The organism is Microbacterium sp. Be9 (genome assembly GCF_011754135.1).
Taxonomy (GTDB): domain Bacteria; phylum Actinomycetota; class Actinomycetes; order Actinomycetales; family Microbacteriaceae; genus Microbacterium; species Microbacterium maritypicum_A.
The window spans coordinates 1370081-1386251 of sequence record NZ_WNWT01000006.1; the positions used below are offsets into that span (position 1 = coordinate 1370081).

Annotated in this window: 13 protein-coding genes; 11 read left to right on the forward strand and 2 right to left on the reverse strand. The window is 70.1% G+C overall.

All coding sequences use genetic code 11. The features are described from left to right. Nucleotides 1-8 precede the first annotated feature (8 nt). Both GLO27_RS17725 and GLO27_RS17730 read left to right on the forward strand, forming a co-directional pair. Complete coding sequence (locus GLO27_RS17725; protein ID WP_292775728.1) at nucleotides 9-1211, forward strand: heparan-alpha-glucosaminide N-acetyltransferase domain-containing protein; 1203 nt, start codon at nucleotides 9-11, stop codon at nucleotides 1209-1211. 311 nt (nucleotides 1212-1522) lie between these two features. Then, on the forward strand, nucleotides 1523-4732 hold the full coding sequence (locus GLO27_RS17730; RefSeq protein ID WP_243844860.1) for a LamG-like jellyroll fold domain-containing protein: 3210 nt from the start codon (nucleotides 1523-1525) through the stop codon (nucleotides 4730-4732). A gap of 57 nt (nucleotides 4733-4789) precedes the next feature. Here GLO27_RS17730 and GLO27_RS17735 read toward each other — a convergent pair whose 3' ends face one another. After that, on the reverse strand, nucleotides 4790-5575 hold the full coding sequence (locus GLO27_RS17735) for an SDR family oxidoreductase (RefSeq protein ID WP_021199922.1): 786 nt from the start codon (nucleotides 5573-5575) through the stop codon (nucleotides 4790-4792). A 150-nt stretch (nucleotides 5576-5725) separates the two neighbouring features. On the opposite strand from GLO27_RS17735, the gene GLO27_RS17740 reads away from it, so the two are divergent. The 9 genes from GLO27_RS17740 to GLO27_RS17780 all read left to right on the forward strand — a co-directional run bounded on the left by GLO27_RS17740 (nucleotide 5726) and on the right by GLO27_RS17780 (nucleotide 14580). Beyond that, nucleotides 5726-6334: a TetR/AcrR family transcriptional regulator gene (locus GLO27_RS17740; protein ID WP_021199921.1), complete on the forward strand. Its 609-nt coding sequence runs from the start codon at nucleotides 5726-5728 to the stop codon at nucleotides 6332-6334. 54 nt (nucleotides 6335-6388) lie between these two features. Beyond that, nucleotides 6389-7225, forward strand: a complete 837-nt coding sequence (locus GLO27_RS17745; protein ID WP_029259600.1) for an aldo/keto reductase — start codon at nucleotides 6389-6391, stop codon at nucleotides 7223-7225. Between the two features lie 90 nt (nucleotides 7226-7315). Continuing rightward, complete coding sequence (gene msuE, locus GLO27_RS17750) at nucleotides 7316-7885, forward strand: FMN reductase (protein ID WP_029259601.1); 570 nt, start codon at nucleotides 7316-7318, stop codon at nucleotides 7883-7885. Between the two features lie 33 nt (nucleotides 7886-7918). Next, nucleotides 7919-9721: a DUF255 domain-containing protein gene (locus GLO27_RS17755; RefSeq protein ID WP_167256080.1), complete on the forward strand. Its 1803-nt coding sequence runs from the start codon at nucleotides 7919-7921 to the stop codon at nucleotides 9719-9721. Nucleotides 9722-9789: 68 nt separating this feature from the next. Then, a complete protein-coding gene (locus tag GLO27_RS17760) occupies nucleotides 9790-10533 on the forward strand; it encodes an SUMF1/EgtB/PvdO family nonheme iron enzyme (RefSeq protein ID WP_167256082.1) in 744 nt (247 codons plus the stop codon). 140 nt (nucleotides 10534-10673) lie between these two features. After that, nucleotides 10674-11792, forward strand: coding sequence for a histidinol-phosphate transaminase (gene hisC, locus GLO27_RS17765; protein WP_167256084.1), 1119 nt, complete (start codon nucleotides 10674-10676; stop codon nucleotides 11790-11792). Beyond that, a complete protein-coding gene (locus GLO27_RS17770; RefSeq protein ID WP_021199915.1) occupies nucleotides 11789-13192 on the forward strand; it encodes an amino acid permease in 1404 nt (467 codons plus the stop codon). The genes hisC and GLO27_RS17770 overlap by 4 nt, the downstream gene beginning before the upstream one ends. 2 nt (nucleotides 13193-13194) lie before the next feature. Next, on the forward strand, nucleotides 13195-13677 hold the full coding sequence (locus GLO27_RS17775) for an Lrp/AsnC family transcriptional regulator (RefSeq protein WP_021199914.1): 483 nt from the start codon (nucleotides 13195-13197) through the stop codon (nucleotides 13675-13677). A gap of 30 nt (nucleotides 13678-13707) precedes the next feature. After that, nucleotides 13708-14580: a hypothetical protein gene (locus GLO27_RS17780; RefSeq protein ID WP_167256086.1), complete on the forward strand. Its 873-nt coding sequence runs from the start codon at nucleotides 13708-13710 to the stop codon at nucleotides 14578-14580. A gap of 26 nt (nucleotides 14581-14606) precedes the next feature. Here GLO27_RS17780 and GLO27_RS17785 read toward each other — a convergent pair whose 3' ends face one another. Further along, nucleotides 14607-16160 carry a phospholipid carrier-dependent glycosyltransferase gene (locus GLO27_RS17785; protein ID WP_167256088.1) on the reverse strand — a complete coding sequence of 518 codons (1554 nt, stop codon included), beginning with the start codon at nucleotides 16158-16160 and terminating at the stop codon, nucleotides 14607-14609. Nucleotides 16161-16171 lie beyond the last annotated feature (11 nt).

Sequence of the window (16171 nt, forward strand, 5' to 3'; positions counted from 1 at the left end):
ATCAGGGGGTGATCACTGCTCTCGCCCCCGTCCGGTGGTTCCACGAGTTCGGACGACCTCCGCGCATCCTCGGGCTCGACGTCGCCCGAGGACTGGCGATCCTCGGCATGGCCGGAGCGCACATCGGCGAGACCGAGCCGTTCGACTGGTTCGACCCGTCGACGTGGACCGACCTGGTGCATGGACGCTCGTCGATCCTGTTCGCGGTGCTCGCGGGCATCTCGATCGCCCTCATGACGGGACGCAGCGCGCTGCCCGAACGTGAGCGCATCCCCGGCATCCGCCTGAACCTCATCGGCCGGGGCGCGGTGATCTTCGTGATCGGCCTGGCCCTCGAGATGTTGAACACCCCGATCGCAGTGATCCTCACGCTCTACGGTCTGCTCTACGTCGCGGTCATCCCGTTCCTGCGCTGGAGGCCCTGGCAGCTGCTGACGGGGGCGGCGGTGCTCGCACTCCTCGGTCCGGCGCTGCTCGCGTTCCTGAACGCGGTGATGCTGAACCCCTACGGTTCCGGCATCGGGTTCGTGCTGTACGGCACGTACCCGATCACGGTCTGGATGTCACTGGTGCTGGCCGGCATGGCCCTCGGACGCCTGCGCGTCGAGCGGATGCGCACCGCGGCGGTCGCGCTCGGCGTCGGATTCGCGCTCGTGGTGGTCGGGTACGGCCTGGGCGGGGTCGGCCACGCCGCCGGTCTCGCCGGCGACGTCGGGAACGGCTCATCGGGGACGGAGGTCTCATCGGGCAGCTCGATCGTCGACCCCGGCTTCGTCGACATGGGCACGGCTCCAACCGGGTGGGAGGCCTACCCGCAGGCGTTCGCCGAGACCGACCCGCTCCGTGCCGTGCTCACGGCGGTCTTCGCCGTCGACCCGCACAGTGGAGGTACGGCCGAGATCCTCGGTTCCGGCGGGTTCGCCCTCGTCGTCATCGCCCTGTGCCTGCTGCTGAGCACACCTGTGCGCTGGGCGCTGCTCCCGCTGGGTGCGCTCGGTTCCATGCCGCTCTCGGCATACAGTGCGCATGTGCTCTCGATCATGCTGGTCGGTGGACCGGGGTCGTTCTTCACCAGCAACACGTTCTGGGCCGCGACCGCGATCGGTCTGCTCCTGCTGACCACGCTCTGGTCGATGTTCTTCGGCCGCGGACCGCTCGAACGCCTGGTCGGTCGGGGAGCGACGGCGATGGCGTCGGTGCCCCGGAGCTGACTCCGTCGATGCCGACCACGTCGCCGACCATAGGGCCGACCACGTCGCCGACCACGACGAGGGCCGAGAAGACGATGTGCTAGCGTGGAACGGCGACGCTTTCTGGCGTTCGCGACCGACCCCGATCTCGGGTCGGACTGGGGAGTTTCGAACTGGGGAGTTCACACCACCGCTTTGCGGCGATCCATTCGCCGTCTCGATGTCGTCGAGTGCGCGGGGGATGACGCCTGCGCGTTCGGAACGGCATCGACTGGGGAGTCACGGTGGGGAACACGAGTTTCGGGCGACGGGCACGCGGTGCCGTCGCATCAATGCTGACGGCCGGCCTGCTGATCGCGGGTCTGTCCGGTGTGGGAGCGACGGCGGCCGCTGCAGCCGACGTGCCGCCGACGACGCCGCCGCAGCTGCAGCGCGACGAGAACGTGGTGACGTCGGATCCGATTCCGACCGTCCAGATCGACAACGGATACGTGTGGGCGCAGACCACGATCGGCACCACCGTGTACGCGGTCGGCAAGTTCGACAACGCGCGTGAGCCGAAGGCCGCGCCCGGCACGGCCCTCACCGCACGCTCGAACGTGCTGGCGTACGACATCGTCTCCGGCGCGCTGTCGTCGTTCGCCCCGAAGGTCAACGGCGTGATCAAGGCCGTCGCGGCATCGCCCGACGGCACGCGCATCTACATCGGCGGATCCTTCAACAGTGTGAACGGCAAGGACCGGTGGAACTTCGCGGCACTCGATGCGAAGACCGGCGAGCTGGTCCCGCAGTTCGCGCCGTCGATCGGCGGCAGTGGCGTGTACGCGATCACCACCGACGGATCGAACATCTACCTCGGGGGTCTGTTCACTCAGGCCAACGGCGTCGCCCGGAAGAACCTCGCTGCCTTCGACCAGAAGAACGGTGCGCTGCTGAGCTGGGCTCCCCAGGCCGACCGCCAGGTCGATGCCCTGGTGATGGATCCGGCCGGCACGAACGTCATCGTCGGAGGTCGCTTCTCGACGGTCAACGGCAGCAGTCTCCGTGGCTCGGCCGCTGTGGACAAATCCACCGGTGCAGCGGACACCTCCTGGGGCATCTCCCAGGTCGTGAAGAACAGCGGGAGCAGCAGCAACTCCGGTATCTTCGCCCTCGCCACCGACGCGAACTCGGTCTACGGCACCGGGTGGAGCTGGGCCGGCGGGGGCAACCTCGAGGGCACGTTCGCCGCAGAGGCGGGAACAGGAGCGGTGCGCTGGATCGCGGATTGCCACGGTGATCACTACGGCGTGTACTCGACCGGCAAGGTCGTCTACACGACGAGCCACATGCACTCCTGCAACACGATGGGCCTGCAGCCGCAGAAGAACCCGGCGGTCTACCAGTACGCCGAGGCGTACACGGCCGATGCGCGCGGCACCCTCTCCGCGAACACCTACTCGGGGTACGCCAACTGGGCGGGAACCCCTGCGCCGTCGCCCTACCAGTGGGCACCGGACTGGTCGGTGGGCACCACCACCGGACTCGGCCAGGCGGGCCTGTCCATCACCGGCGCGGGCGACATGATCTCGATCGGCGGCGAGTTCCGATCCGTCAACGGCGGTCAGTTCGAGGGACTGGTCCGGTTCTCCACGAACCCGCCTGGCGGCGCCAAGGACGCTCCCCGTGTCGCCGCTGCGGACTGGAAGCCCACGGCGGGCACATCGCCCGTCCCCGGGCGCGCTCGCGTGACGATCCAGACGAACTGGGATCGGGATGACCTGACCCTCACCTACGAGCTGTACCGAGCCGGAACCGCTGAACCTGTGGCGAGCACGACTGCGGACGGCACCTGGTGGAAGCGCGCGACGGTCACGCTCGATGACCCGACGGCGACGCCGGGCGCGACGCAGAGCTACACCGTGGTCGCGAAGGACGCCGCCGGGAACACCGCGACCAGTGCGAGCGTGAACGCGAAGGCGAACGCGGGGACCGTCTCGGCATACACGGCCAAGGTCCTCGCGGACGGTCCCTCGCTGTACTACCCGATGGGAAACATCTCGAAGGATTGGGCGGGCGCTAACACCCCGGTGAACGGGTCGGGCGCCACGGTCTCGTCGGCCGGCATCGAGAACAGCGGCACGGGATCGACCGCCTTCAACGGCACCACGACCGGCCGGGTGTCGTCCGACGCCAAGGCGGCGGTGTCGAAGGATTTCTCCTCGGAGATCTGGTTCCAGACGACCACGAAGACCGGCGGCATGCTCATCGGCTCCGGAGCCGCCAAGACGGGAAGCTCCGCGACCGTCGACCGACAGCTCTACATGACGAACAGCGGCACTCTGACCTTCGGCGTCTTCGCCGGTCAGACGCGCGCCACGGTGGCAGGGGACAAAGCGCTGAACGACGGAACGTGGCATCACGCGGTCGTCTCGCAGAACGCGGAGGGGATGAAGCTCTACGTCGACGGTGAGCTCGTCGCCTCGGATCCCGCGGTGACGACGTCCAGGACCGACTCCGCCTACCTCCGCATCGGCGGCGATGCCCTCGCGGGCTGGCCGTCGGCTCCCTCGTCGAACTACTTCAAGGGTGCGCTGGACGAGGCGGCGGTGTACCCGTTCGCGTTGAACGCGGATCAGGTGCGGTCGCACTTCCAGCTGGGGAAGGGCATGAAGGCTCCGACGGCGGCATTCACGGCGCAGTCGACCGATCTGAGCGTGGCGGTCGACGCGTCGGGCTCGTCCGCGGACGGCGGAGCATCGATCAGTGCTTACGCCTGGGACTTCGGCGACGGTTCGACGGCCACGGGCGCGACCGCGACGCACGAATACGCTGCAGCGGGGACCTACACGGTGCGCGTGACGGTGACGGACAGTCGTGGACTGTCGGCATCGAGCGAGAAGCAGGTCGTGGTCACGGCCCCCGTCGTCGCCGATGTCGTCGTGGCATCGGACGGGTTCGACCGTGCGGTCGATTCCGGCTGGGGCACCGCTGATGTCGGTGGTCTGTGGACGCCGATGCAGGGCAAGTCGACCGCGCTCTCCGTGGCAGAGGGTGCCGGGGTGATCGACCTCGCCGCAGGGCAGACGCGCGAGATGCTGCTGGACGATGCATCGGTGCGGGATTCCGCCACGACGATGTCCTACACGCTCTCGGCCGGTCCGGAGTCCGGCACGGCGTACGTCGGTGCGGGTTCTCGTCGCGCCGGCGACAGCGGGTTCCGAGCCCTGGCCTGGCATCGCGCCGATGGGGCGGTCTGGGTGGTGATCCAGCGCAACGGGACGGCGATCGCCAGCGCGGCGGTCCCCGGTCTGACCTGGAGTGCCGGGACGATGTTCCACCTGTCGACGGAGACGTCGGGTTCACCGTCGACGACCATCCGCGCCAAGGTGTGGGCCGACGGCCAGCCCGAGCCGGCGGCGTGGCAGGTGTCCGCGACGGATGCGACGTCGACGCTCCAGGGCGAGGGATCGCCGTCGGTGTTCTCGTATCGGGCCGGCAGCGCGACCGGCACGAACATCGTGCGGGTGCACGAGGTCAAGGCCATCCGCTCGGGCGAGTGAGCTCAGGAACGAGTGCGCGGGTGGGGGCACCGGATCGGGTGCCCCCACCGGGTCCTCTCAGAAGTGCGTGCCGCCGTCGATGCGCACCTCGGTGCCGGTGATGAACGCACCGTCCTCGCTCGCGAGCATCGCCACGACGCCGGCGACCGACTCCGGTCCGGCGAAACCCTGACCGATCGCGGGCGCGAGCTTCATGAACAGGCTCATGTCGGCGTCGGCGGGCAGGCCCGGACCGTTGCTCTGGTTACTCTGGCCGGATCCGTCGGTCATGCCGGACGAGATCGACCCGGGCTGCACCGCGGTGAAGCGGATCCCGCTCTTCGCGTATTCGGCGGCGAGCGCGTGGGTCATCGACTGCACGCCGCCCTTGCTGGCCGCGTAGGCCGCCATGTAGGGGTGCGCGAAGCCGGCTGAGGTCGAGCTGAAGTTCACCACGGCGGACGACGAGCCTTCGAGCAGTGCGGGGATCGCCGCGCGGATCACGAGGAACGTGCCGACCAGGTTGATCCGGATGACCTGCTCGAACTGGTCGAGCGTCGTCTCGTGGGTGTGCGAGGAGCGCAGGATTCCGGCGGCGTTCACGAGCACGTCGAGTCCGCCCAGAGCAGCGACGGCCTCGGCGACGCCGGCAGCCACGGAGGCTTCGTCGGCGATGTTCATCGTGACGGTCGTGAGGCGTTCGGCGAGTGCGCCGGCCTGGGCGACCGTGTCTTCGAGACCCGCGGTGCTGACGTCGGCGGCGACGACGCTGCCGCCTTCGCGGAGCATGCGCAGCACGGTGGCCTGACCGATGCCCGACCCTCCGCCGGTGACGAGCGCCCGACGTCCTTCGTAGCGGTTCATGATCTTCCCTTTCGTGGTGAATGTCGTGGTGGATGCGGTGATGGTGTCGCGAGGCGACGTTCCGTTGTAGGCAGAGTATGCCTGTATGACAGAACGTGCCACATAGACCCAACCTGCCGCGGCGTTCGCCTATTCCCGTACGCTGTGACGGTGGAGACCTCGACCCTCACCGAACGCCGCCGGGCCGCGACCGAGCGGGACATCGCGGCCGCCGCCGCCGCGCTGTTCGCCGAGCAGAGCGTGGCGGGGGTCACCGCCGAGCAGATCGCGGCGCGCGCGGGTGTCTCGGTGCGTACGTTCTACCGGTACTTCGCCCGGAAGGAAGACGCGATCACGCCCATCCTCAGCGTCGGCGCCCAGCGCTGGCAGGAGGCATTCGCGCAGGTGGGGGAGCTTTCGCTGCGGGAGCGGATCCCCGCCGTGATCCACGCCCAGCTCGCCGAGGACGGGTCAGGGGAGCGGTCATCCGACGGGCTCGAACTCGACACGATGCTCGGCGTGCTCCGGGGCCTCGACGACGACACGGCGATGCGCGATGTCTGGCTGCGCGTCAACGACGACTCCGAGCGTCGACTGCGAGCGATCCTCCGGGAGCGGGGGATCGCGGTGTGGGATGCGGCTCTGCTCGCCGCTGTCGCGACGGCCTCCATCCGCGTCGGTCTCGAGCAGTGGGCGGCGGATCCCGACGGTGCTCGTCCCGCGGAGCGCGCTGTCGAGGCCTTCCAGGCCATGTCGCAGGGGCTCGACGGGCTCGACTGACTTCTTTCGTCACCGGCCGGTCCGACCTGTCATCACAGGTCATAGGCTGGAGGCATGACGATTCCTGCACTCGAACTGAACGACGGCAACTCCATCCCGCAGCTCGGCTACGGCGTCTTCAAGGTGCCGCCGGCAGAGACCGAGCGGGCGGTGAGCGAGGCGCTCGAGATCGGCTACCGCCACATCGACACCGCCGCCATCTACGGCAACGAAGAGGGCGTCGGCGCCGCCATCGCCGCCTCCGGCATCCCGCGCGACGAGCTGTTCATCACGACGAAGCTCTGGAACGACCGTCACCACGACGACGAGCCGCGCGCCGCCATCGGCGAGAGCCTCGAGAAGCTCGGACTCGACGAGGTCGACCTCTACCTCGTGCACTGGCCGACCCCGGCCAAGGACGACTATGTGCACGCGTTCGCGAAGCTCATCGAGCTCCGCGAGGCGGGTCTCACCCGCAGCATCGGCGTCTCGAACTTCCTGGTCCCGCACCTGGAGCGCACGGTCAAGGAGACCGGCGTCGTCCCGGCCGTGAACCAGATCGAGCTGCACCCGGCGTACCAGCGCCGCGAAGAGGTCGCCTGGGCCGACGCGAACGGCGTCCGCATCGAGGCGTGGGGTCCTCTCGGCCAGGGCAAGTACGACCTCTTCGGCATCCCTGCGGTGGCAGATGCCGCCGCAGCGCACGGCGTCACCCCGGCACAGGCGGTGCTCCGCTGGCACCTGCAGAAGGGCATCATCGTGTTCCCGAAGTCGGTGCGCGCCGAGCGGCTGCGTGAGAACCTCGACGTCTTCGGCTTCGAACTGACCGACGCCGAGATCGCGGCGATCGACGCCCTCGACCCGCTCGACGGCTCCGGCCGCGTCGGCTCGCACCCGGACGAGGTCAACTGACCCCGCTCCCGTGGGACGGAGCCTCGGGCTCACATGACGCCCCGTGTCGCATCGCGCGACACGGGGCGCCGTCGTGAGTACCGTCGAGGCATGACAGCTCCGTTCCGCGTCGTCGCCGTGTCGGGATCCCTGCACGAGCCCAGCAAGACGACCGCCCTCGTCCGCGCGATCACCGCCGCCATCGCCGAGCGCGCCGAGGTCGAGTCGCAGCTCATCGAACTGACGCAGATCGGTCCGGGACTGGCCGGCGCGCTGCAGCGCGATCAGCTGCCGCCGGAGGTCGAGGCGCAGCTGCAGGCGATCGAATCGGCCGACCTGCTGATCGTGGGCAGCCCCGTCTACCGGGCGTCGTTCACGGGGCTCTTCAAGCACCTGTTCGATTTCGTCGGCCAGTACGACCTGGTGGGCAAGCCGGTGCTGCTCGCCGCGACCGGTGGCGGCGAGAAGCACGCGTTGATCATCGAGCACCAGCTGCGTCCGCTGTTCGCGTTCTTCCAGGCGCTCACCCTTCCGCTCGGCGTCTACGCGAGCAACACCGACTTCGACGGCTACGAGATCGCCTCCGAGGTGCTCGAGGCCCGCATCGCGTTGGCTGCCGAGCGCGCCCTTCCGCTGGTGGGGTATGCGGCATCGCGTCCGATCGAGCTGCTCGTCGGCTGACCGCACCCCCTCCGCGCGGCGTAGCGTGAAGGCATGACCAATCGGCTCGCCGACACTCTCAGCCCGTATCTCCGCGCGCACGCCGACAACCCCGTCGACTGGTACCCGTGGGGCGAGGAGGCATTCGACGAGGCGCGGCGGCGGGATGTGCCGCTCCTGATCTCGATCGGCTACTCGACCTGCCACTGGTGCCATGTGATGGCTCGGGAGTCGTTCGCCGACCCGGCCACCGCCGCGCTCATCAACGACGGGTTCGTGGCCGTCAAAGTCGACCGTGAGGAGCACCCGCAGGTGGACGGCGCCTACATGGCCGCGGCCTCCGCCTTCACGCAGAACCTCGGCTGGCCGCTCACCGTGTTCGCCACACCGCGTGGGCGCACCTTCTATGCCGGCACCTACTGGCCACCGGAAGCCCGGCCGCCGATGCCCGCATTCCGCGACGTGCTCGCGGCGGTGCGGGAGGCGTGGACGCTGCGTCGTGCGCAGGCGGAGGAGTCGGCGGATGCCGTGACCGACGCGCTCGCCCGGGCGGCGGAATCCACACCATCCGACCTGCCGGACATGGTGGCGATCGCCGCGGCGGCCGCGTCCATCGCGCAGCGCGAGGATCGGCAGTTCGGCGGCTTCGGAGGTGCGCCCAAGTTCCCCGTCGCCACGACGCTGCGATTCCTGCAGCATCCGCTCGTGCGAGAAGGCGCGCCCGAGGCGGCGGCCGCGGCGGCACGCGCGCTCGCGGCGATGGCGGGTTCGGACCTGCGCGACGCCGATGGAGGATTCTTCCGTTATGCGACACAGCGTGACTGGACCGTGCCGCACTACGAGCGGATGCTGACCGACAACGCGCAGCTGCTCGAGATCGCGCGCGACGCGGGAGACGAGCAGACCGTGCGGGGCATCGCCTCCTTCCTGATCGACGTGCTCCAGCGCGACGGCGGGGGATTCGGTGCGGCGCAGGACTCGGAGTCGACGATCGACGGCGTGCGCAACGAGGGCGGGTACTACCTTCGCGCCCTCGCCGACCGTACGGGTCTGGAGGTGCCGGCCGTCGACGGGAAGGTGATCACCGGTTGGAACGGACTCGCGATCGCCGCCCTCGCCCGGGCGGGGGCGGCCTTCGGGGAGCAGGGCTGGATCGACGCGGCCGTCTCCGCTGCGGAACAGGTGCTCCGGATCAACCAGGATGCCGACGGTGCCCTGGTACGTGCTTCCCTCGACGGGCGGGCATCCGCCGCGGTCGCGACCGCCGCCGACCTCGGGCTGCTCGCCGACGGTCTGTTCGCGCTCGCCCTGGCGACGGGCGACGCGGGGTGGGCGGTCGAGGCGCGCGTCGTCCTCGACGAGGCTCTCGAGGGGGCGGCCGGTGACGACCCGCTCCTGTCGGCCCAGGGCATCGCGACGTCGCCTGATCAGACCGATGGCGACCTGCCCTCAGACGCGGCGGCCGTCGCCGGTGCCGCCCTGACGGCCTGGTGGCTGGGGGCGGGGGAGCGATATCGCGAAGCGACCGTCTCGACGGTGCGCGCGCTCGCCGAGCGCTCTCGGGAGCAGCCGTTCGCCCACGGCACGCTGCTGCGGGTGGCCGCAGGACTCGCCGTTCCACCTCGCCAGCTCGTCGTGGTCACCGAGGCACGTGGCAGCGCCCTGGCCGTGGCGGGGAGGGGTGCGGACGCCGAGGTGGTCGCCGTGGTCAGCGCCGAGCAGGCGCGATCGTTCGCGGATGCGGGATTCGCCCTGTTCCAGGGCAAGGATACGACGACGGAACGCGCCTACGACTGCCGGGCGTTCGTGTGCCGACTGCCGGTGAGTGATCCCGCCGAGGTGTCGGTCGGGCGCTGACCGTCGGCCCGCGCTCCCGCCGGGGGCTCCTACGCTGGGAACGAACCGGTTTCGAGGGAGGAACGGGCATGACCGTGCAGCACATCGAGTGGGTCGACATCCCGGCGGGGACACTGCAGCGGGGAACGCCGCTCGATCAGATCGATGCCCTCACCGTCCGGTATGCCGCCACCGGTGTTCCGCCCGCCTGGTATCGGAAGGAGACGCCGCGCCTGGCGGTCGCCGTCCCGGCGTTCCGACTCGCCCGCACCCCGGTGACGGTGGCGCAGTGGACGGCGTTCGCGGAGGCGACCGGCGCCCGTGCCATCTCCGGCATCGACGAGCATCCGGTGGTCGGGGTCTCGTGGCACGAGGCCACCGCGTACGCCGCCTGGATCGGCTCGCAGCACGGTGTGGACGCCCGCCTGCCCACCGAAGACGAGTGGGAGCGGGCGGCGCGCGGCGACGACACCCGCGAGTTCCCGTGGGGTGACGAGTACGTCCAGGGCCGGGCGAACCTGTTCGACCTGGGACTCGGCACCACGACACCCGTCGGTTCGTTTCCCGAAGGCGCCAGTCCGTTCGGGGTGCTCGACATGGCCGGCAACGTCGACGAGTGGACCTCGACCCTGTACGCGCCGTATCCGGGGGCGCCCGATGACGTCCCTGCCGTCGAGGACTGGGCGGCCGACCCGCACATCACACGCGGCGGAGCGTTCCGCCACGACGTGGATCTTGCCCGCTGCGCCCGACGGCACGGGGCGTACGAGGCGGACCTCGTCGCTGTGGGCATCGGCTTCCGACTCGCGGCGCCCGCGATCGCGACAGCGTGACTGTGCAATCTGACTAACCGTCGCCCCAGGAGTGGCGGTCGGTTGCGCGAGATGCGCAGCTTCCGGTGCGCCGATTGCCCAGTGGATGCGATCCGTTCTACTGTTGCGCGACAGCAGGCGGTGCCGCTCGGGGGCCGCCCATGGATCACAGCAAGGACGCTCTGACGATGCCCCTCCCCACCCGCGCCGGACTCGACGCCGTTCCCGCGTACCGTCAGGGGCGCTCCGCCCCGGCCGGTGCTTCGAAGCTCTCCTCGAACGAGTCCCCGCATCCGCCGCTGCCCTCGGTCGTCGCGGCCGTGCGCGACCGCCTCGACGGCATCCACCGCTACCCGGACATGAGCGCTGCCGCCCTGCGCGAACGGCTGGCCGACCGCTGCGGCGTCGATCCGTCGGAGGTCACGGTCGGTGCGGGGTCGGTCGAGATCGCCGCTCAGCTCATCCACGCGGTCGCCGGCGATGGTGACGAGGTGGTCTTCGCGTGGCGGTCGTTCGAGGCGTACCCGTCCCTGGTTCGCATCGCGGGTGCCACGCCCGTCCCGGTCCCGCTCGACGCAGACCACGGACACGACCTCGACGCGATGCTCGCGGCGATCACCCCGCGCACCCGCCTGATCTTCGTGTGCAACCCGAACAACCCGACGGGCACCGTGGTCGGCGCCGACGAGCTCGAGCGCTTCGTCGCCGCGGTACCGCACGACGTGCTCGTGGTGATCGACGAGGCCTATGTGCACTTCGATCGCACCGAGAGTCGAGGTGCCGGCATCCAGCTGTTCCGGCGGCACCCGCATGTGGCGGTGCTGCACACGTTCTCCAAGGCCTACGGGCTCGCGGGCCTGCGCATCGGCTATGCGATCGCCCCGGCCGCCGTCGCGGAGAACCAGCGCAAGGTCGCCGTGCCGTTCGGCGTGACCGACCTCGCGCAGACCGCGGCGCTCGCCTCGCTGGACGCCGAGGACGAGCTCGCGACACGCATCGACGAGGTCGTCGTGCAGCGCGACCGGCTCCATGCCGTGCTCGTGGCGGCCGGATGGCCCGCCGTCCAGTCCCAGGCGAACTTCGTGTGGGTGCCGTCCGCCGACCGCACCGCGGAGCTCGAGCACCTGCTGCAGGCGGGCGGCGTGATCGCGCGCGCCTTTGCCGGGGAGGGCATCCGCATCTCCTCGGGCTCTGTGGAGGACATCGACCGGGTGGAGGCCGCGCTCGCAGGCGCCGCCCGGGAACGCGGTGCCGCTGAGCGTGTGGAGGTCGGCGCATGACCGATGACCGCATGACCGAGATCCCCCCGACCACCACGACCACCAAGGGTCTGCACCCGGGCCTGACCCGCCGCCAGATCTCGATGATGGGGCTGGGCGGTGCGATCGGCGCCGGGCTGTTCGTCGGATCAGGTCAGGCGATCAGCATCGCGGGGCCCGCCGTGCTGGTGTCGTACCTGGTCGCGGGCGGCATCGTCGTGCTCGTGATGGCGATGCTGGCCGAGATGGTCGCCGCTCGGCCCAGCTCGGGGGCTTTCAGCTCATACGCCCAGAAGGCGATGGGACGCAGCGCCGGCAGCGCGGTCGGCTGGCTCTACTGGATCCAGCTGGTCGTGGTGATCGCCGCGGAGGCGACCGGTGCTGGTGCGATCGTGGCCAACTGGACACCGGGCATCCCGGCCTGGGTGTGGGTGCTGATCTTCGTCGTCGCGCTCACTGCGGTGAATCTGTTCGGGGTGCGCAACTACGGCCGCTTCGAGTTCTGGTTCGCGGCGATCAAGGTCGCGGCGATCATCGCCTTCCTCGTGGTGGGGGTGTGCGCGATCGTCGGGCTGATCCCCGGTGTGCCGGCGACCGGCATCGCGAACCTGGTCGACAACGGCGGCTTCGCACCGAACGGCATCGCCGGGATCGCCGGCGCCCTGCTGATCGTCGTCTTCGCGTTCGGAGGTACCGAGGTCGTCGCGATCGCCGCCGCGGAGTCGAACGATCCCGCGCACAACATCCGCCGCATCGTGCGGGAGGTGCTCGTGCGCATCCTCGTCTTCTACGTCGGATCGATCTTCGTGATCGTGGCTGTGCTGCCCTGGAACGACCCCGCCGTGAAGGCGGGGCCCTTCTCGGCGGTGCTCGAGACGCTGAACGTGCCCGGCGTCGGTCTGGTGATGGACCTCATCGTGATCATCGCGCTGCTGTCGGCCATGAACGCCAACATCTACGGCGCCTCGCGCATGGCGTATTCGCTGGGGGAGCGCGGGCTCGCCCCGCTGGCCGCGACCCGCACGAGCCTCAAGGGCGTGCCGTTCGTCGCCGTGCTGGCCTCCGTGGCGTTCGGGTTCGTCACGGTCGGGCTCAACTGGGCCTTCCCTGACGTGGTGCTGCCCGCCCTGCTCAACGTGGTCGGCTCGACGCTGCTCGTGATCTGGACCGCCACCGCGGTGGCGCAGATCATCCTCCGCCGTCGCGCGGATCGTGCCGGCGAGGCGATGCCGATGCGTATGTGGGGCTTCCCCTGGCTGTCGTGGCTGTGCCTGGTGCTGCTCGCCGCAGTGATCGCCCTCGCGATGATCGATGAGGCCGCGCGCATCCAGCTGCTGCTCACGCTGGGTCTCACCGCCGTCCTCCTCCTCGTCGCCCGGGCGACCAGGAGCGTGGCCCGGCCCGGCGTCCCACGGGAGTAGCGATGCGCATCGATCGCCTCGACGCCCAGCTCATCCGCCTGCTCACGGAGTCGCCGCAGCTACCGATCCTGGAGTGCGCACGGCGACTCGGGATCGCGCGCGGCACCGCGACGAGCCGGCTCGCGCGCCTGCACGAGGGCGGGGTGATCGAGGCGATCGTGCCGCGGATCGATCCGGCGGGTTTCGGCTACGGCGTCGTCGCGTTCTGCCTGGTCGAGATCGATCAGAAGGTGGGGCACGACGACGTCGCCACGGCTCTTGCGGATGCGGTCCCCGAGATCGTCGACATGCACACCGTCACGGGGGCCAGCGACATGCAGCTGCGGCTGGTGGCGCGCGATGCCACGCGGCTGCAGGAGGTGCTCGATCGGGTCGCCCTGGTGCCGGGAGTCGCGCGCACCGCCTCGTCGATCGCGATGCGCACGCATCTCTCGGGCCGTGTGCTCCCGCTGGTCGAGCACGTCGCCGCGGACGAGGTGCTCTAGGGCGACGGCGATCCCGCTAGCATCGTCGTCATGGTCGCTGCTCCTGTGCTCGTGGACCTCGACCGTGACAGCGTCGCGATGGGCGACGACATGTCCTCCCATGCGCGCTGCCTGTCGTTTCCGGGCGGCACGCGCCTGGCAGATCTGCTCGAGGCGACGCATCCCGAGATCGAGAACCGCGGATGGTCGTGGGTCGCCGTCGTCGACGGCACCGTGTCGGCGGTGTGGTCGGTGGACCACGGTGTGCGTCTGCTGGTCAGGAACCGCCGACTGCGAGGGTCGGCGTCGCCGATCCCGGTCGTCTTCCGCTACTTCCTGCAGCTCGATCCGCAGTGGCTGCACGGGCGACTGGCGGCGGGCGCTGCGGCGAATCGGGATGCCCTGAGCGTGGAGTACGCGCCGCTCGCGGCCGAGCGCCTGGAGGCGGAACAGCGCCGCCGCGAACGGGAGGTGCCGGAGAAGCTGCTCTCCGCAGCGGCCGTCGGCGCGCTCGTGCGGCTCGGCGCGACGATCGACCTGCACTCCGACGTGCGCTGTCGGTTCTTCGCCGCGGGCGAGCGATGGGTCGTCGGGCGCTCCGACTCCATGACGGTCGTCTACCGGGCGGAGACCCCCGCACCGATCGCGTCGCTGCGTCCCCGCGCCTTCGCCGAGCTCTGGCTCGCGACGGCTGTGGGGGCGCGTGGACGGCAGGCGCACGGCCTTCCTCCGTTGCCGCCATCCGCGTCGACGGAGGTTCCGCAGCCGGAGACGATGGCGTCCTGGCCCCCAGGCACCTCGCGATGGTCGTTCACCCGCGAGGACGGTCACGTCGCTCAGCTCTCCGGCGAGGACGCCCTGGACTGGTACCGCTTCGCGTTCGGGCGCACGCTCGACGAGATCGTGGGGTCACTCGCGGTCTGAGGGACGCCGTGGTGCGTCGGGCGGGCTCACACCCAGCCGGGCAGCCAGTTGTGCACCAGCCAGAACTCGTACGGCACGCTCATCCCCGTCCACAGGGGAAGGAAGAACGCCGACACGAGCACCACGAACGCGAGGAAGATCATCACGGTGCGCTCGCCGGACTGCCGCCGGTGCAGCGGATCCTCACGTCGCCCGGCGATGATCCGCAGCGTCATCGCCAGCGCGAGCACGAGGAACGGCATCATCACGACGGTGTAGAACTGGAAGATCGTGCGGTCGGGGAACATCAGCCACGGCACGTAGGTGACGGCGAGGCCGACCAGGGGGATGCTCAGTTCCGGGCCGACGGGCTGCCGGGTGATCCAGCCGCGCACCAGGCGGTAGAGCAGGTAGATCGCTGCGGCCACGCCCGCGTACCAGATGAGCGGATTCGGGATCGCCGAGATCACGCCGATGCAGTGGTCCGTCCCGCAGCCCGCGGGGTCGGAGTCGACCCAGACCGCCGTGGGGCGCAGCAGGAACGGCCACTCCCAGGCGGGACTCGCGTAGGGGTGGCCGCGAGTGAGGCCGACGTGGAAGCCGAGCATCGACTCGTGGTACTTCCACAGCGCGATCAGCGGGTTCGGGTCGCTCTGGCGGTCATAGCCCCCTGCCGTCACCAGCCAGCCGGTCCAGCTGATCAGGTACACCGCCAGGGCGGGGAAGACGAGCAGCACGAACGAGACCGGCCCCTGTCGGAACGCGGCCGCAGTCGGCCACAGCACCACTCCCGCGCGACGGCGGGCGAGCGCATCCGTGACGACGACGTACAGGCCGAAGCCCGCCAGCACGTACAGCCCCGACCACTTCACGGCCGACGCCGCGCCGAGGGCGGCTCCCGCGGCGATCAGCCACGGACGACGCCAGAGCACCGGACCCCAGAACGGATCCGGGGTGTCGGGATCGCGCTTCTCGAGCACGGGGATCGTCCGCTGCCGGTCGATGATCACGAAGAGCACACCCAGCAGGACGAAGAACGTCAGGATGCCGTCGAGCAGGGCGATGCGACTCATCACGATGCTGAGACCGTCGATCGCGAGCAGCGTCCCGGCCACGCTCGCGACGATCACGGAACCGCTGAGCCGTCGCGCGATCAGGTAGACCAGGAGCACCGAGGCGCTGCCGAGCACCGCGGTCGCGAGTCGCCAGCCGGCGCTGTTGTCCGGCCCGCCGATCGCCATGCCGAGCGCGATGAGCCACTTGCCGAGCGGCGGATGCACGATGAACGCGCCCTGTTCGGACAGCGGCAGCTGCTGCAGCGTGACGAAGGCGTCGTTGGCGTTCTCGCCCCAGGTGCCCTCGTAGCCGAGCGTCCACAGCGACCAGGCGTCTTTGACGTAGTACGTCTCGTCGAAAGCGAGCTGATGCGGATGGGCGACGTTGATCAGCCGGAGGAGGGCAGCGATCGCGGTGAGGACGAGGGGTGCGAGCCACCGGATCGCGCGTCCCCAGTCTGGGGCGTTGAGCAGGCGGTCACGCAGTCGCCCGTAGCGCGTCAACCGCTCATCGGGAGCGGGAAGCAGGGGCACGGGCGCGGTCACCGCTCCAGCCT